Origin of the sequence: Streptomyces sp. NPDC102462, from assembly GCF_044765425.1 — a bacterium.
GTDB lineage: Bacteria > Actinomycetota > Actinomycetes > Streptomycetales > Streptomycetaceae > Streptomyces.
Genome location: NZ_JBIWKB010000033.1, coordinates 31,739 through 48,751 on the forward strand (window position 1 = coordinate 31,739; position 17,013 = coordinate 48,751).

Annotated in this window: 13 protein-coding genes; 7 read left to right on the plus strand and 6 right to left on the minus strand. The window is 73.8% G+C overall.

Features of this window, described 5'->3' with window-relative positions:
* Nucleotides 1-144: 144 nt before the first annotated feature.
* The 3 genes from rsgA to ACIRFL_RS26200 all read right to left on the minus strand — a co-directional run bounded on the left by rsgA (nucleotide 145) and on the right by ACIRFL_RS26200 (nucleotide 4,965).
* Entirely contained in the window at nucleotides 145-1,257 is a 1,113-nt protein-coding gene (gene rsgA, locus ACIRFL_RS26190) for a ribosome small subunit-dependent GTPase A (RefSeq protein WP_404032946.1), read from the minus strand.
* A gap of 598 nt (nucleotides 1,258-1,855) precedes the next feature.
* The gene (locus ACIRFL_RS26195) at nucleotides 1,856-3,346 is read right to left on the minus strand and encodes a cellulose binding domain-containing protein (RefSeq protein ID WP_404032949.1); all 1,491 of its coding nucleotides are present in this window, start codon (nucleotides 3,344-3,346) and stop codon (nucleotides 1,856-1,858) included.
* A gap of 299 nt (nucleotides 3,347-3,645) precedes the next feature.
* Complete coding sequence (locus ACIRFL_RS26200) at nucleotides 3,646-4,965, minus strand: radical SAM protein (protein ID WP_404032952.1); 1,320 nt, start codon at nucleotides 4,963-4,965, stop codon at nucleotides 3,646-3,648.
* Nucleotides 4,966-5,431: 466 nt separating this feature from the next.
* Between ACIRFL_RS26200 and ACIRFL_RS26205 the strand changes: the two genes are divergently transcribed.
* The 3 genes from ACIRFL_RS26205 (at nucleotide 5,432) to ACIRFL_RS26215 (ending at nucleotide 11,017) form a co-directional block, all read left to right on the plus strand.
* Nucleotides 5,432-6,676 (plus strand): FAD-binding protein, encoded by a 1,245-nt coding sequence (locus tag ACIRFL_RS26205; RefSeq protein ID WP_404032954.1) that lies wholly within the window; start codon nucleotides 5,432-5,434, stop codon nucleotides 6,674-6,676.
* A gap of 180 nt (nucleotides 6,677-6,856) precedes the next feature.
* Complete coding sequence (locus tag ACIRFL_RS26210) at nucleotides 6,857-8,095, plus strand: ROK family protein (protein ID WP_404032957.1); 1,239 nt, start codon at nucleotides 6,857-6,859, stop codon at nucleotides 8,093-8,095.
* Between the two features lie 66 nt (nucleotides 8,096-8,161).
* Nucleotides 8,162-11,017 (plus strand): glycoside hydrolase family 2 TIM barrel-domain containing protein, encoded by a 2,856-nt coding sequence (locus tag ACIRFL_RS26215; protein WP_404032959.1) that lies wholly within the window; start codon nucleotides 8,162-8,164, stop codon nucleotides 11,015-11,017.
* Between the two features lie 38 nt (nucleotides 11,018-11,055).
* On the opposite strand, the gene ACIRFL_RS26220 is transcribed toward ACIRFL_RS26215, so the two are convergent.
* Both ACIRFL_RS26220 and ACIRFL_RS26225 read right to left on the minus strand, forming a co-directional pair.
* Nucleotides 11,056-11,880: an isocitrate lyase/phosphoenolpyruvate mutase family protein gene (locus tag ACIRFL_RS26220; RefSeq protein ID WP_404032962.1), complete on the minus strand. Its 825-nt coding sequence runs from the start codon at nucleotides 11,878-11,880 to the stop codon at nucleotides 11,056-11,058.
* Nucleotides 11,881-12,040: 160 nt separating this feature from the next.
* A complete protein-coding gene (locus tag ACIRFL_RS26225; protein WP_404032965.1) occupies nucleotides 12,041-13,048 on the minus strand; it encodes a helix-turn-helix transcriptional regulator in 1,008 nt (335 codons plus the stop codon).
* 92 nt (nucleotides 13,049-13,140) lie between these two features.
* On the opposite strand from ACIRFL_RS26225, the gene ACIRFL_RS26230 reads away from it, so the two are divergent.
* A complete protein-coding gene (locus ACIRFL_RS26230) occupies nucleotides 13,141-13,539 on the plus strand; it encodes a VOC family protein (RefSeq protein WP_404032968.1) in 399 nt (132 codons plus the stop codon).
* Between the two features lie 27 nt (nucleotides 13,540-13,566).
* Here the strand turns inward: ACIRFL_RS26230 and ACIRFL_RS26235 are convergent, their stop codons facing one another.
* Nucleotides 13,567-14,541, minus strand: a complete 975-nt coding sequence (locus ACIRFL_RS26235) for an AraC family transcriptional regulator (protein ID WP_404032971.1) — start codon at nucleotides 14,539-14,541, stop codon at nucleotides 13,567-13,569.
* 82 nt (nucleotides 14,542-14,623) lie between these two features.
* Between ACIRFL_RS26235 and ACIRFL_RS26240 the strand changes: the two genes are divergently transcribed.
* From ACIRFL_RS26240 to mmuM, 3 genes are read left to right on the plus strand one after another with little or no spacing between them, the layout of a single operon-like run.
* Complete coding sequence (locus ACIRFL_RS26240) at nucleotides 14,624-15,460, plus strand: NAD(P)H-binding protein (RefSeq protein ID WP_404032974.1); 837 nt, start codon at nucleotides 14,624-14,626, stop codon at nucleotides 15,458-15,460.
* 40 nt (nucleotides 15,461-15,500) lie between these two features.
* A complete protein-coding gene (locus ACIRFL_RS26245; RefSeq protein ID WP_404032977.1) occupies nucleotides 15,501-15,929 on the plus strand; it encodes a pyridoxamine 5'-phosphate oxidase family protein in 429 nt (142 codons plus the stop codon).
* A 54-nt stretch (nucleotides 15,930-15,983) separates the two neighbouring features.
* The gene (gene mmuM, locus ACIRFL_RS26250; protein WP_404032979.1) at nucleotides 15,984-16,910 is read left to right on the plus strand and encodes a homocysteine S-methyltransferase; all 927 of its coding nucleotides are present in this window, start codon (nucleotides 15,984-15,986) and stop codon (nucleotides 16,908-16,910) included.
* Nucleotides 16,911-17,013: the final 103 nt, after the last annotated feature.

The following is a 17,013-nucleotide window of genomic DNA, read 5'->3' on the forward strand; positions in this document are numbered from 1 at the left end:
GGCTGGCGGAATTCGGACGCGACGCTGCCGCCCCCGCGCTCGTACCGCCGCAGCCCGTCGCCCACCGACCCCTCGGCCGGGCAGCCCCCCGCCGGCCGACGCCGACACCCGCGCCGCCACCGTGAAATCACCGCCGCCGTGGGGTCACCGCAGGCGCCCCCGTTTGGCTTCCATCGCCGCCCGGCCCTCCGCGCCCTTCCGCTTCCAGTCCCGGCGCAGTTCGGCGCGCACCCTCGCGTCGGTCTTCGCGACGATCCACTGGTTCTCGCGGACGAGCTTGCGGTAGCTGTCCAGGCGGCGGGCCGGCAGCCGGCCGGTCTCGACGGCGGCCGTGACCGCGCACCCCGGCTCGGAGTCGTGCGCGCAGTCGTGGAAGCGGCACCCCGCGGCCAGTTCCTCGATCTCGGCGAAGACCTGCCCGACCCCGGTCCCGGCGTCGAAGAGTCCGACGCCGCGCAGCCCCGGCGTGTCGATGAGCACGCCGCCGCCGGGCAGGGCGAGCAGATTGCGAGTGGTGGTCGTGTGCCGGCCCTTGCCGTCCACGTCCCGGGCGGCCTGTACGTCCATGACGTCCTCGCCGACCAGGGCGTTGGCGAGGGTCGACTTGCCCGCGCCGGACTGCCCGAGCAGCACGGAGGTGCCCGTGCCGACCAGTGCGAAGAGGGTGTCCAGGCCGTCCCCGTGCAGGGCGCTGACGCTCAGCACGGGCGCCCCGGGCGAGGCCGTCTCCACGTCCCGGACCAGGTGCGCGAGGGTCACCGGGTCGGGTACGAGGTCGGCCTTGGTGAGCACGACCACGGGCTGCGCGCCGGACTCCCAGGCCAGGGCCAGGAACCGTTCGATGCGGCCGAGGTCGAGTTCGAGGGCCAGCGACGCGGCGACGATCGCGTGGTCGACGTTGGCGGCGAGGACCTGCCCCTCGGACCGCTTGGAGGAGGTGGAGCGCACGAAGGCGGTGCGGCGGGGCAGCAGCGTCCGCACGTACCGCGGGTCACCACCGTCGGGGTCGACGGCAACCCAGTCCCCCGTGCACACGACCTTCATCGGATCGCGGGGAACGACGAACTCGGTGTCTGCGCGGACGACGCCCGCGGCCGTGACGACGTCGCACTGTCCGCGGTCGACACGGACGACACGACCGGGCAGGAGCCCCTGCTCGGCGTACGGAGCGAACTCGGACTCCCAGCCGGCGTCCCAGCCGTACGGGGTGAGTGGATGCGACGAGGCCGAGCCCGAAAGAGAAGAAGAGGGAGACAAGGGGTGACCCTTCACGTGGGTGGCCCCGGCAGCGCGCCCTCAGGCGCTCAGGAAGAGTGTGGTCAGCCGGTGGCCACGGAGGTGGACTGGATGAGCTTCCGGATGCGGGCAGCGCCCGTCGCAACGACAGTCATCGGTCAACACCTCCCGGATCACGCACAGCAGACGACGGCGGCACGAACGAGCATGACCATAGCTGCTCGCGCCGACGCGGTGCCAGGGGTTTTCCACCGACTGGGCCACACGGGCGGCGCGCCTCTGCGCGGTGGCGGTCGTCCTGTCCGTCATGGCGCCCCGCCCCCGCGGTGGGCGGGGCGGCCGGTCGGAGCGCGGGCGATGCGTTCCAGCTGGTCGTTCAGGGGGTGGGAGACGCGGGCGGGCCGCACGAAGACCAGCGGTACGCGGGGTGCGCCCGCGATGGTGATGCAGCGAACCCCGGGTACGGATGCGTGCGCGCGGCGGCCGGGAGGACGCCGAAACCCCGGTCGGCGGCGACCATCTCGATCACGGATGTGCCGGAGGCGTTCGATGGGCGATGCCCATGGTGTCGTTCCATCTGGCCTCGCCGATGGCCAGGAGCGGTGCTGCCGGGTGGGGGTCAGTGGGCCGTGCAGGCGTGGTCGTTGAGGGTGAATGCGGACGGGGCGGAGTTCCGGCCGTGCCAGGAGGCGAGGAAGCCGAAGCTGAGGCGGCCGCCCGCGGCGACGGACTTGTTGTAGTCGGCGGCGGTGGCGGTGACCCGGGCGCCGTCCTGGCTGAGGCTCGCGTCCCACATCTGACTCACCTGCTGGCCGTCCCGGAAGGACCAGGAGACACGCCAGTCGGCGAGGGCCTGCGCGGTGCTGATGGTGACGGTGGCCTGGAAGCCGTCGGGCCACTCGTTGACCTGCTCGTACTCGAACCGGCAGGCGGTACCCGGCCGGGTCGCGGCATCCGAACCGCGGGCGGTGGACGCCGAGGTGCCCTGGGGTTCCGGGTCGGGGGCGTGGCCGGCCGGCCCGGTCGGAGTACCGATCGCGGTGCCGGACGCGGACGGGGCGGTGAAGCGGTCGGTGGGCGCGGCGCGCGAGGGGTCGGCGGACGGGAGCGGCACGCCGGGGTCGGCGACCGGCTGCCGGTCGTCGGGGCGTGCGGCCCGGTCCTCGTCCGAACCGCCGAAGGGCATCATCGACACACCGAGCGCCAGCACCGACAGCAGGACGGCGGCGGCGAGCAGGCCGCCGCGCAGCAGACGGCCACGGCCGGTGCCCTCCTTCGGGTCCTCGCTCTCCGGGTCCGCCGGTGCCCCGGGGCGGCCGGCGCCGAGCCGTACCTCGGCGGCCCGGCGGCGGCGCTCCAGATAGGCGAGGCCGCCCCAGCCGATGACCCCGCCGGCCAGCGCCGCGGGCAGTCCGCCGCCGTGCAGCCGCAGGCAGGCGGCGGCCTCCGCGCACTGGAGGCAGGTGGCCAGGTGCCGGGAGAGGTCGTCGGGGGTGTCGGTGGCGGGCGAGCGGGTGACCGCGTCGAGCAGCCGGGCGTAGCTGCGGCACTGCGCGTCCATCGGGGTGTCGAGGTGGGCGCGGTGACAGCGGTCCCGGAACAGGGCCTGGACCTGGTCGAGTTCCTGGCCCGCGACGTCCGGGTCGAGACCGAGCCGGCGGGCGACGACGGGCAGCGGCAGCGCCTCCACCTCGACCAGCCACAGCAGCGAGGCGTCCGCCTCCTGGAGGTCCCTGAGAGCACGCAGGGCGACCGGGCGCAGCAGGGGCGGCCCGGTGTAGCGGGCGGCCTTGTCGGAGTTGAGCCACAGCCGGAGGTCGGGGTCGAGCCGGTGGCCGAACCCGTCGGCCTCCCAGCCGGCGGCCGTGCTGCGGACGGCGGTCAGCAGCAGCGGGATCATCGGCAGCCGCGGTGCGCGCCGACCCGCCCGCACCGGCGAGGACCCCACGGCGCGCGCCTCGCGCAGGCCCGCCGCGAACGCCTCCATGGCCAGCTGGTTGGCCGTCTGGGCGCCGGAGGTGCACAGGTCGGCGTAGGAGAGCACGGCGTCCCAGTACTCGGCGAACAGCGCCGCCTCGGTGGCGTCCTGAGGGGTCGGCAGGTCGGGCATGGGTCTCCTGCATCCACGAGCGAGGTCAACTCACCATATCGGCAATGGAGTTGGGGGGAACCTCGCGGAAGGGCCCGAGCTTTTCACGCCTTCGACACAACTGACAAGCGGCCTATTCAATTCTGGCTGCGGGCACCGTACGGCGTCTCGTTCGGCCGTACGGTGCCGAGCGGCGCGGTCCGCCGCGAGCCACAACTCCGGCCTCCTGTACGGACGGCGACCGGGTTCTGACTCACCGTGGCACACCGCCGGCCCTGCGGATCACGAGTGGCAGGGCTCCACCGGGCGGGCGGGCGCGGTCAGAGTCCGGCCGGCTCCTGCGCGGAGAGGCTGTCCATGAACGAACTGACGGAGAAGACGGCACGGCCGGGCCCGGGCGGGCCGTAGCCGGGCGGGGAGGACAGGCCGAAGTCGTCCATGGTGGCGCGGTACGCCTCAAGGAGCCGGATGTGGTACTCCAGCGGGGCCCCCTGCGGGTTGGCCTTGCCGAGCGGGGTGGTGGGCTCCGGGCACCAGGTGGTGAAGCGGGGCGTGATCCCGTGCGACATGAAGAAGCGCAGGCCCTCGGTGGTGGACGCGATGGCCTCGTCGACGCTGGTGAAGCCGAACGGCTCGGCCATCTCGACGCCCGCCACGAAGTTCGGGATGACGTTGCGCGCGCCGAAGATCTCCGCCGAGTCGAGGATGCGCCGGTGCCACTCGTCGCGGCCGACGTAGCGCTCCTTGCCCGGGCAGTACAGCTCGAACAGCCTGCGGTCCCACACCTCGAAGTTGGGGTGGTAGATCTGCACGCCGTAGTCCTTGAAGCGCTGTACGTCGTCCTTGGGCAGCGCCTGCGCGACGACCTTGCCGATCCAGCGGCCCGGGAAGCGCTCCTCGATGGCCTTGGCGTAGTGGCCGTAGAAGTCGGCCTCGTCGCGCCCGGCGACCGTCTTGGTGATGGCGCCGCCGGTGAGCGTGTAGGCGGTGGACGCCTTCTGGGTGTCGTACCGGTCGATGATCTCCAGCGCCTCCAGGACCTCCTCGACGTCCTTCACACCGGTGTAGGGCCGCCCGGCCGCCTTGTGCTGGCGCCAGTTGTGGTTGATGTCGCAGTACTGGCACTCCTCCTTCGCGCCGAAGTACTGGCAGACCCGGAAGACGGTCAGATAGATCAGGTAGCCCCACTGGATGGTGGGGGCCACCTCCATCACGGACTTCCCGTTGGACAGGGTGTGCCGGTAGTACTCGGGCATCGGCGGCACGCCGACGTCGGCGATCCGCTTGCCGTCGAGGTAGAGGCCGAGCAGCCCCCCGTCGTCGGCGGCGACCCGGTACGGCGAGGACGGGTTCACCCGTACGGAGACCACGGTCCGGCGCAGGTCGTACGGGCCGCCGGTGAGGATGATCTCCTCCGGTGGGCGGCGCAGCGCGGCCTCGCCCAGCTCCGGCAGGGTGCCGTGGTCGAAGGAGAAGATGAAGTACGACTTCGGCTTGACCTCGCCGTCCTCGTTGTCGGACAGGGCGGACGCATCGAAGGCGACACCGCCCCGGAGCAGGTCCTCCTTGATGACGGCTTCCCGCGGTACGTGCGGGAACCGCTCCATCAGATCCTCGACCAGCGCGGTGCGGCTGCCCATCCCGTGTCTCCTCCCGGCTCAGGCGTTCGACTCCTCACGGTATGCCCCCGCCCGCACGCCCCACCTGCCGGGTCCCCCGGCGCGCCGCTCCCCGCTGCGAAACGGTGCGCCTCACCACCCGGAAAGAGACCCGCCCGACCCTCCTGTGACACCACTCACACCGCGACAACTACGCCGACCCGCGTCTCCCGCCGACGCCTGAAGCACAGTCGCCCCCGCCGCGCGCGCCCGGAAGGACGACAGGGAGCGCCGTCGCGGGGCGGGCGGGGCGGGACGGGGCGCGGGACCGGCGGCCGGGCGGGTGGCGTCGTGGGGCGGATGCGCGGTGGGACAGGGCGCCGTCGCGGGGCGGGCGGGCAGGCGCCGTCGTGGGGCGGATACGCGGTCGGCGCCCCCGCGGGGTGGGGGCTGGGGTGGGGGGATGAGAAGGTCGGGGCAGGAGTCGTTGTCGGGAGGGGTGGCGGGGATGTCGCAGAGGGTTGCCAACTGGGCGGGCAACATCAGCTATACGGCCAAGGAGTACCACCGCCCGCGGTCGCTGGACGCGCTGCGGTCGCTGGTGGCCGCGAGCGCGCGGCTGCGGGTGCTGGGCAGCGGCCATTCGTTCAACGGGATCGCCGACCCGGGCCCCGAAGGCGTCCTGCTGTCGATCGCGGAGCTGCCGCGGCTGCTGGACGTGGACACCGCGGCCCGCACCGTACGGGTCTCGGGCGGCGTCCGCTACGCGGAACTGGCCCGCGCGGTGCACGCGCACGGTCTGGCGCTGCCCAACATGGCCTCCCTGCCGCACATCTCGGTGGCCGGTTCGGTGGCCACCGGCACCCATGGCTCCGGCGTCGGCAACGGCTCGCTGGCCGCGCCGGTGCGGGAGGTGGAACTGGTGACGGCGGACGGCTCGACGGTGACGGTCGCCCGCGGCGACGCCCGCTTCGACGGCGCGGTGACCTCCCTCGGCGCGCTCGGCGTGGTCACCGCGCTCACCCTCGACCTGGAGCCCGACTACCGCGTCGAGCAGCATGTGTTCACCGAACTGCCCCTGACCGGCCTGGACTTCGAGACGGTCGCGGCCTCGGCGTACAGCGTGAGCCTGTTCACCGACTGGCGGCGGCCGGGCTTCAGACAGGTGTGGCTCAAGCGGCGCACCGACCAGGCGCCGCCCCGCTTCCCCTGGGCGACGCCCGCGACCGAGGCCCTGCACCCGGTGCCGGGCATGCCCGCGGTCAACTGCACCCCGCAGTTCGGTGTGCCCGGACCGTGGCACGAGCGACTGCCGCATTTCAAGGCGGAGTTCACCCCGAGCAGCGGCGACGAGTTGCAGTCGGAGTACCTGCTGCCGCGCACGGCCGCGCTGGACGCGCTGCACGCGGTGGACGCGATCCGCGCCACGGTCGCCTCCGTCCTGCAGACCTGCGAGGTGCGGACCGTCGCCGCCGATCCCCAGTGGCTCAGCCCCGCCCACGGCCGGGACTCGGTCGCGCTGCACTTCACCTGGGTGGACGACATGGCGGCGGTGCTGCCGGTGGTGCGCCGGCTGGAGCAGGCGCTTGACCCCTTCGCACCGCGCCCGCACTGGGGCAAGGTGTTCACCGTGCCGGCGTCCGTGCTGCGCGACCGGTACCCGCGTCTCGACGACTTCCTCGCGCTCGCCAAGTCCCTTGACCCGACCGGCAAGTTCGCCAACGCCTTCGTCCGCGAGTCGCTGGGCGCCTGACGTCGTACAGCCCCCAGGCTCTTGACTTCGCGCGGCCACCCGACTTCGTACAGCCCCTTTCCCAAGCCTTGTCGAATCCCTTGTCCGGCACCCGCGCAGCCCATAGCCTGTGCGCCGCGCCGGTGCCGTCGTCGCCCCGGCCCGGCCCGAGGGCCCGAGGGGACGGGAGGGGGCAGCCGCGTGAAGCGCACGTCGCGTGACATCCGCACCGCGAACCGCTACGAGGTGCTGCGCCAGATCATCGCCGAGTCGCCCACGTCCCGGCAGGAGCTGGCCGCCGCCACGGGCCTGAGCCTGGCCACGATCGCCACCCTCGTCGGCGAGCTGCTCGACCTCCGCATGATCACCGAGGTCGGCTTCGAGGACTCGGCGGGCGGCCGCCCGCGGGGCCTCGTCGCCGTCAACGCCCCGGGGGGCGCCCTGATCGGCGTCGACATCGCGGAGACGTACGTCCATGCCGAACTGTTCGACCTCGCGCTCGGCGTGCTGGCGCGCGCCGAGGAGGAGATGCGTCCCGAGGAGAGCCGCCCGGAGCAGGTGGTCGCGCATGTCGCCGCCGCGGTCGGTGCACTGCTCGCGCGGGCCGGGGTCGAGGCGGCCCGGGTCCTCGGCGTGGGCGTGAGCGTCCCGGGCCAGGTGGACCGGGACACCGGCATCGTCGAGTACGCGGCCAACTGGGACTGGCACGACGTGCCGCTGCGTGCTCTGCTCGCCGAGCACATCGCCCGTCCGGTGTACCTGGACAACCCGCTGCGCGCCTGTACGGTGGCCGAGCTGTGGTTCGGGGCGGCGCGCGGCCGGCAGGACTGCGTGGTGGTCAACCTCGGCACCGGGGTCGGCGCCGGTCTCGCCCTGGGCGGCGGACTCTACCGGGGGGTCAGCAACAGCGCCGGCGAGTGGGGCCACACCACGCTGGTACTGGACGGGCGGCCGTGCCACTGCGGCAACCACGGCTGTGTGGAGACGTATGTCGGCGCGCCCGGCATCATGCGGAACCTGCGGGAGCTGAGCCCGCGTTCGGCGTTGCTGCACCCCGAGGACCAGACGGCCACCATCGACGCGCTGGGCCGCGCCGTGGCCGCCGGCGATCCGGTGGCGACCGCGGTGGTCCGGGACACCGCCCGCTATCTGGGCGCGGGCATCGCCGATCTGATCAACCTGCTCAACCCGGAGGTGGTGGTGCTGAGCAGCTGGGTCGCCGTCCGGCTCGGCGAGCGGCTGCTCGGCGAGGTGCGCGAGGCCGTGGCCCGGCACGCGCTGCGCCGTCCGCTGGCCGCGACAGAGATCGTCCTGTCCCCGATCCCCACCGACCCGGTCTCGCTGGGCGCTGCGACGTTCGCCCTGGAGGGCGCCCTGCGGTCGGCCGGCCGGCACCACCAGGAGGCCGGACACCCGCGCACCGGATCCGCCGAACGCTGAACCTCAGCACGGAACACCAGAGCCGAACAGCAAGGGCCGAACGCCGAGGGCCGGACAAGGAGACCGATGTCTTTCCGTACCGCCGACTACGTCGAGGACGTCTCGCCCGGCTCGGGGGCCCTGCCGCCCCGGGCCTGGTACGCCTCCTCCGACGCCGCTTCCCTCTCCCTGAACGGCAGGTGGCGCTTCCGTCTGTCACCGACCGCCGATGCCGAGGACGCCGCGTTCGCCGAGCCCGGCTACGACTGCGGCGGCTGGGCGGAGGTCTCGGTGCCCGGCCACTGGGTCCTCCAGGGCCATGGCGCCCCGATCTACACCAACCATCTCTACCCGTTCCCGGTGGACCCGCCGCACGTGCCCACCGAGAACCCGACCGGCGACCACCTGCGCGTCTTCGACCTGCCCGGGGACTGGCCCGACGTCGCCGACGGCGGCTGCGTGCTGCGGTTCGACGGCGTGGAGTCCTGCGCCCGCGTCTGGCTGAACGGCACGGACCTGGGCGAGTTCAAGGGCTCCCGGCTGCCGCATGAGTTCGCCGTCGGGCATCTGCTGCGGCCCCGCGGCAACGTGCTGGCCGTCCGGGTCCACCAGTGGTCGGCCGGCTCGTACCTGGAGGACCAGGACCAGTGGTGGCTGCCGGGCATCTTCCGTGACGTCACCCTGCTGCACCGGCCGGCGGGCGCCGTCCTCGACTTCTTCGTGCACGCCTCCTACGACCACACCACCGGCGCGGGCACGCTGCGCGTCGACTCGGACGTGGCCGGCCGGGTCACCGTGCCGGACCTGGGCATCGACGTCGCGACCGGCGAGCCGGTGACGGTACCGGTGCGGCCGTGGACGGCGGAGACACCCACGCTGTACGACGGCGTGCTGGCCACCGAGGGCGAGCGGGTGCCGCTGCGCATCGGCTTCCGCACGGTGCGACTGGCCGACGGGCTGATCAAGGTGAACGGCACGCCGATCCTGTTCAGGGGCGTCAACCGGCACGAGTGGCATCCGCGCCGGGGCCGCGCCCTGGACCCGGAGACCATGCGCGAGGACGTGCTGCTGATGAAGCGGCACAACATCAACGCCGTACGCACCTCGCACTATCCGCCGCACCCCGCGTTCCTGTCGCTCTGCGACGAGTTGGGCCTGTGGGTGATCGACGAGTGCGACCTGGAGACCCACGGCTTCACCGAGCAGGGCTGGCGGGACAACCCCGTCGACAACGACCGCTGGACCCCGGCGCTGCTGGACCGCGCCGCCCGGATGGTCGAACGCGACAAGAACCACCCGTCGGTGGTGATCTGGTCCCTCGGCAACGAGGCCGGCACCGGCCGCGGCCTGACCGCGATGGCCGAGTGGATCCGCGGCCGGGACTCCTCGCGGCTGGTGCACTACGAGGGCGACATCACCTGCCGTGACACGGACGTGTACTCCCGGATGTACGCCGCGCACGCCGAGGTGGAGCGGATCGGCCGGGGCCTGGACGGCGGCACCGGGCGGCGCCGCCGGCTCCCCTTCATCCAGTGCGAGTACGCGCACGCCATGGGCAACGGCCCCGGCGGCCTCGCCGACTACCAGCGGCTCTTCGAGTCGTACGAACGGCTCCAGGGCGGTTTCGTCTGGGAGTGGATCGACCACGGCATCGAGGACGAGCGGCACGGCTACGCGTACGGCGGCGACTTCGGTGAGGAACTGCACGACGGGAACTTCGTCTGCGACGGGCTGCTGTTCCCTGACCGGCGGCCCTCCCCCGGGCTGATCGAGTACAAGAAGGTGATCGAGCCGGTCGGGATCGACGGGGACGGCGCGGCCGGCACCGTGCGCATCGTCAACAAGCAGGACTTCGCCGATCTGTCCGCGTTCGCGTTCACCTGGGCCTACCAGGTGGACGGCGAGACGGTCGAGTCGGGCGCCCTGCCGGTGCCGGCCCTGGCACCCGGCGCGTCGGCCGAGGTGAAGCTTCCGCAACCGCCCCCGGCCGGCCCCGGCGAGACGCAGGGGACGGTACGGGCGGTGCTGGCCGCCGACACCCCGTGGGGGTCGCGCGGGCATGTGGTCGCCTGGGGCCGGTTCCCGGTCACCGCGCGGCGGGTGCCGTCCGTCGCGGCGACCGCCCGGCCGGTCGCCGACGAGCGGCGGATCACGCTCGGCCCGGCCGCCTTCGACGCCCGCACGGGCGCGCTCACGGCGATCGGCGCGGTGCCGGTCACCGGTCTGCGGCTGGACGTGTGGCGGGCGACGACCGACAACGACGACGGCGCGGCCTGGCAGAGCGACGCCCGGTACGGGCTGCTGTGGCGGCGGCTCGGCCTGCACCGCGTGCGGCACCGTATCGACGCGGTGGAGGCCGGGGGCGACGCGCTGACGGTGCGCACCCGGGTGGCGCCGGCCGGCCGCGATCTCGGCCTGGCGACGGTGTACCGCTGGACGTCGGACGGTGACCGGCTGGGGCTGACGGTGTCGGTGACCCCGGAGGGCGACTGGACGCTGCCGCTGCCCCGGCTCGGCATCCGCCTCGGGCTGTCCGCGGCCGACCGGGTGCGCTGGTTCGGCGGCGGCCCCGGCGAGGCGTACCCGGACACCAGGTCGGCGGCGCTGCCGGGCCGGTGGGAGTCCACGGTCGACGAACTGCAGACGCCGTATGTGCGCCCGCAGGAGAACGGCGCCCGGGCCGACGTCCGCTGGGCGGAGATCGGCGGCCTGCGCGTCGAGGGCGACCCGGAGTTCTGGTTCACCGCCCGGCGCTGGACCTCCGAGCAACTGGACGCCGCCCGGCACCTCGGCGACCTCACGCCGGGCGACACGGTGTGGGTCAACCTCGACCACGGCCAGCACGGCATCGGCTCCCAGTCCTGTGGCCCGGGCCCGCTACCCCAGTACCACCTGCACCCCGGACCGGCCGAGTTCTCCTTCGTCTTCTCCCTGCTCCCCTGAACGTCCCGGTCCCCGCCCGCGCTCCGGGCCGGCACGGCTCATCCCGGGCGCCGTTCCAGCGCCTGTACGTCGTCGTAGGAGGGGGTCGTGCCGCGCGGGGCGCGTCCGCCCGCGATGTCGGCCATGGCGTCCAGGGCGGCGCCCAGCGCCCTGCGGTACAGCAGCGAACCGAGGCTGATCCGGCGTACGCCCAGGTCGGTGAGGTGGGGGACGGTGGGTCCGGTGGGCGAGTAGAGGATGTTCAGGGGGACGTCGAGGTGCCGTACCAGGGCGGCGATCTCGTCGGGGTCGCTCAGACCGGGCACGAACACGCCGTCCGCGCCCGCCCGTTGGTAGGCGTCCAGCCGCTCTCGGGTGCCCTGCCCGTCGCCCAGCCAGTAGGTGTCGGTCCGTGCGTTGACGAAGAGGCCGGGCGCGGCGGACTTCACGGCGGTGATCTTCGCGGCGTGCCGGTCCACGGGTCCGAGGCCGTCCTCCAGGTTGATGCCGACGGCCCCGACGGCCCACAACTGCCGTGCCAGCTCGGCCACTTCGTCGGGGTCGTCACTGAAGCCGCCCTCCGCGTCGATGGAGAGCAGGAACGGCTCGGTGCCGAGCGTCAGGGCGAGCCGGAGGGTGTGGTCACGGGTCGCCGCAGCGCCGTCGGGCAGCCCGGCCGCCGCGGCGACACCGAGGCTCGTCGTGCCGATCGCCGGGAACCCGCGTGCGGCGAGGGCGGCGGCGGAGGCGTGGTCCCAGACGTTGGGCAGCAGCAGGGGCGCACCCGGACGACGGTGCAGCTCAGCGAAGGACGGGGCCGCTGCGCTTGCCGGTGCCGCCTCCTGCGCGGCCTTGCGTGTCGCGTTCCGTGCGATGTCGCTCATAAGCCCGACGCTAGCCCCGTGTCGCTTCGGCACCGGCCGAAATATCGGCCCAGCACCCGCATGCCGGCCCCGGCACGCGCATGCCTGCCCCGGCACCCGCATGCCGGTCCGGCGACATGCGCCGTGCCGCACGGATCTGGTCGGCGGCCGTCCGGTCCGGTCAGGGTGGCGGCCGACCGCCGTCGCCGCGGGCGTAGCAGGCCAGGCGGTCGGCGAACGCGCTGACGAGGTCGCGCAGTTCGACGGGGCGCTCGATGACGAACGGCCGGTCGAGCGCGGCGAGCACCGGCGGCAGCCAGTCGAGGTGTTCCGCCCGCAGCTCGACGCGCCGCCAGCGCTCGGCCGCCGGGTCCTCGCCCGCCGCGGGCGCGTCCTCCGCCAGGCGTGCGAGGCCGGCGGGGAGGCGGGCGCGGATCTGCTCGACCGTGCCGTGGATCCGCAGGGTCACCTCGTGCCGGTACTCGGCCGTGGCGAAGCCCGACAGCATGCGCTGCGCGGGACCGGGGCCCGTGGGCGCCTCGAACGAGCCGGGCAGGGTTCGCGCGTCCGCGATGCGATCGAGCCGGAAGGTCCGTTCCTCGCCGATCCCGGCGTCCGTGCCCGTGACGTACCACCGGCCCGCATGGGCGACGATGCCGTACGCGTGCAACGTGCGCTCGGTGCGCCGGCCGTGGCCGTCGGTGTATCTGAGCGAGACCGGCCTGCGGTGGCGCACCGCGTCGGCGAGGGTGAGCAGGACCCCGGCGTCCGGGCCGGTGTCCGGGCCGGGCCGGTCCGTGAAGTCGAGGGATTCCAGGAGCGTGTCGAGCCGGCGCGCCAGGTGCTTGGGCAGCACCCGCCGGATCTTGGCCGACGCCGTCTCGCTCGCCGTGCGCTGCGTCGTCGTCAGCCCTGCACGGCGGCCGGCGACCAGGCCGAGCAGCACCGCCAGCGCCTCGTCGTCGCCGAGCATGAGCGGGGGCAGCCGGTATCCGGGGGCGAGCCGGTATCCGCCGTAGCGGCCGCGTACCGACTCCACGGGCACGTCGAGTTCGGTCAGCTGGTTCACGTACCGCCGCACGGTGCGCCCGTCGACGCCGAGCCGATCGGCGAGTTCGGCCACCGTCCGGGTGCCGCCGGACTGCAGCAGTTCCAGGAGCGTCAGCACGCGGCCGGTGGGTCGGGGCATGGACGCACCCTAACGCGGATACCGGACCGGTTCTGTCCCCTATTTCTCCTAGCCTGCGAGGACCGACGACTTCATCAGCCGAGGAGATCACCATGGACTTCGTCTCGATCCGCATCATCACCGGCGACGTGGCGCGCCTCGTCACCTTCTACGAACGCGCCACGGGGGTGCGGGCGGCATGGGCCACGGAGGACTTCGCCGAACTGAGGACCCCGAGGGCCACCCTCGCGATCGCGAGCACCCGCACCGTGCCGCTGTTCGCCCCGGGCTCGGCCCGTCCGGCGGACAACCACAGCGTGATCACCGAGTTCCTCGTCGACGACGTGGACCGCGTGTACCGGAACCTGGGCGACGTCGTCACCGACTTCGTCACCGAGCCCACCACGATGCCCTGGGGCAACCGCTCGCTGCTGTTCCGCGACCCCGACGGCAACCTCGTCAACTTCTTCACCCCCGTCACCCCGGCGGCCGTCGAGAAGTTCGCCCGCTGACGGCGGCCGCTCCCGATGCGGCGCCGGTCAGCTCCGCGCGGCGCGCTCGGCCACCGGGGAGGCGGTGGCCGCGGTGCGTCGGAACTCGCTCGGGTTGACGCCCCGGACCCGTTTGAACGCCGCGCTGAACCCGAACGGGTCGGAGTAGCCCACGGTGCGGGCGATGTCCGCGACGGTCGCGGCCTCCCGCTCGACCAGCAGGTCGGCCGCCAGCGTCATGCGCCAGCGGGTGAGATAGGTCAGCGGCGGTTCGCCGACCAGCTCGGCGAACCGCTTGGCCAGCGTCGAACGCGACACCCCGGTGCGCTCGGCCAGCGCGGTGACCGTCCAGGGAGCCGCCGGTTCGGCGTGCAGCAGCCGCAGCGCGTCGCCGACCACCGGGTCCCGCTGGGCGGCCCACCAGGCCGGGGGCTCGCCGCCGGGCCGGTCGAACCACTCCCGCAGCGTGCAGACCAGCATCCAGTCCAGCAGCCGGTCGAGTACGACCTGCTGGCCCGGTGTGTCGACGGCGACCTCGGCGGCGACATGGTCCAGCACCGGGTCGGCCGTGCCCCCGGCGTCCAGGCGCAGCACGACGGGCAGCGCGTCCAGCAGCCGGCGGCTGATCTCGCCGCGCACCGGATAGGCGCCGACGATCAGGGTCGTCGCACCGGGTCCTGCACCGGTGTCCCCGCCGGGGTCGTGCCAGCCGAGCCGGTGCCGGGTCCCGCCCTGCTCGGGCGTCGCGCAGTGCTCGCCGCACGCGACCGGTTCGGCCCGGGTGCCGACCTCGTCGACGAAGGTGAACGTCGTGGGGCCGCGCACGACGATCGTCTCGCGGGCGCGCAGCGGCTCGGGCGGGCCGTGTTCCGGCACGATCCAGCCCGCCCCGGTGAGCACGGTGCACAGGGTCAGCGGCGCGCCGTCCACGAAGTGCAGCGCCCAGGGCGGGGACAGGGTAGAGCTGCCGAACAACGAGCCGTGGGCGCGCACCCCACGGATCAGGTCACTGAACACATCCACCTCAGCAAGGTTAGACGCATACACAGGTGATCCGGCTTCTCACCTATGGGATCGTCCGATCCGGCCGGGTTGAATCGGCGTCATGAGCAACGACACCACTCTCGTCCTCGGCGCGACGGGCAAGACCGGCCGACGGGTCGCCGCCCGGTTGCGGCTGCGCGGCACGCCGGTGCGTGCCGCCTCACGGTCGAGCCCGACCCGGTTCGACTGGTCCGAACCCGGCGGCTGGGACGCGGCCCTGCGGGGTGTCGCCGCCGTCTATGTGGTGGCCCCGAGCGTGCCGGGCCCGGTGCACGAGTTCGTGGCCAGGGCCGAGGCCGCCGGAGTGCGGCGGCTGGTGCTGCTCTCCGGGCACGGCGCCGACACCTGGGGCGACTCCCCGTTCGGTCGTGACATGCGGTCGGCCGAGGACGCCGTGCGCGGCTCGGCGCTTGAGTGGACCGTCCTGCGGCCGTCGAACTTCGCCCAGAACTTCGACGAGGACGTCTTCCACGCCCCGCTGGTCGCGGGGGAACTGGCGCTCCCGGCCGACGCGGTTCCCGAGCCGTTCATCGACGTCGAGGACGTCGCCGATGCCGCGGCCGCGGTGCTGACCGGGGCCGGTCGGCACGCCGGACGGGTCTACGAGCTGACCGGGCCGCGCGCGCTCACCTTCGCCGAGGCGGTCGAACTGATCTCCCGGGCGGCCGGGCGGTCCCTCACCTACCGGCGGATCTCCCCCGCCGAGTACGCGGCGACGCTGGTCGAGGAGGGGGTGGGCGAGGAGGACGCCCAGCACGTCGCCGAGATGTTCGTGCTGATGGAACGCGGGTTGCTGGCCGCTACGACGGATGACCTCGCCACCGTGCTGGGACGGGCGCCCCGGACCTTCGAGGACTACGTCGTGCGGGCCGCGGCGGCGGGAGCCTGGCGGCGATGACCGCCCCGGAACCCTTCACCTCACCACCGGAAGGACTGTGATGAGCACCGACGCCGGGTCGCTGACCCCCGAAGACCTCGAATTCCTGCGACGCCCCCTGCACGGCTTCCTGTCCGTGGCCGCGGGGCCGCTTCCGCCACAGCCCCGCCCGGTGTGGTTCGAGGCCACGGCCGACGGGACGATCCAGTTGTTCACGGCCCCGGACTCGGTCAAAGTGCGGCGGCTGCGTCGCGACCCCCGCGCCTCGCTCGTCGTCGCCGCCCCCGTGGGCGAACGCGAGCGCTGGCTGTCGGTCGCGGGCCGCACCACGGTGGAGAGCGACGGAGCCCACGATCTGGGCGCCCGCCTGGCCGCCCGCTACTGGGACCTCACCGACCCGGCCCGCGCCGCCGCACTCGCCGCGATCCTGGCCGCGGACCAGGTACGCCTCACCATCCACCCGGACACCGTGAGCCGCTACGTGAACTGAACCGGTGCCGTTCGCCGCTGCCGGCCCGTGTGCGGCATCGGCTAGCGTCGGGGCATGAGCAGCGACCGCACACCCCCGCTCGCCGACGCGCTGCGCGCCGGAGCGGTCGTGCTCGACGGCGGCCTGTCCAACCAGTTGGAGTCCGCGGGGCACGACCTGGGGGACGCCCTGTGGTCGGCGCGACTGCTGGCCGAGCGGCCGGGGGCGGTCACCGAGGCGCACGTCGCCTACTTCAGGGCGGGCGCGAACGTGGCGATCACCGCCTCCTACCAGGCCACCTTCGAGGGCTTCGCGCGGCGTGGGATCGGCCGGAAGGAGGCGGCCCGGCTGCTCGCGCTCAGCGTGGAGCTGGCCCGGGACGCAGCGCGGCGCGCCCGCGCCGAGGGGATCACGCGTCCGCTGTGGGTGGCGGCGTCGGCGGGGCCGTACGGCGCGATGCTCGCGGACGGCTCCGAGTACCGGGGCCGGTACGGGCTGAGCGTGGCGGAGCTGGAGCGCTTCCACCGGGCGCGCCTGGAGGTGCTGGCCGGTGCCGCCCCGGATGTGCTGGCCCTGGAGACCGTTCCGGACGCCGATGAGGCGACCGCCCTGCTGCGGGCGGTGCGCGGGCTCGGCGTGCCCGCCTGGCTGTCGTACACCGTCGACGGGGACCGCACCCGGGCCGGGCAGCCGCTGGCGGAGGCGTTCGCCCCGGCCGCGGACGCCGACGAGGTGATCGCGGTCGGCGTGAACTGCTGTGCCCCGCAGGACGTCGGCCGGGCGGTCCGGATCGCCGCGCGGGTCACCGGCAAGCCGGTCGTCGCCTACCCCAACAGCGGAGAGTCCTGGAACGCCGCGGCCCACGCCTGGGACGGCCGCGCCGGCTTCCGCACCGACCAGGTCGACGAGTGGCGAACGGCAGGCGCCCGCCTGATCGGCGGCTGCTGCCGAGTGGGCCCGCAGACCATCACAAAAATCGCCCACACCCTCACAACCACCTGAGCACCCCGCACCCACCACCGCGCCGGGCGCAACCGCGCCGACCAGGCCGAGGAACGGCGGGCGGCAGGCGCCCGCCCGATCGGCGGCTGCCGCCGAGTGGGCC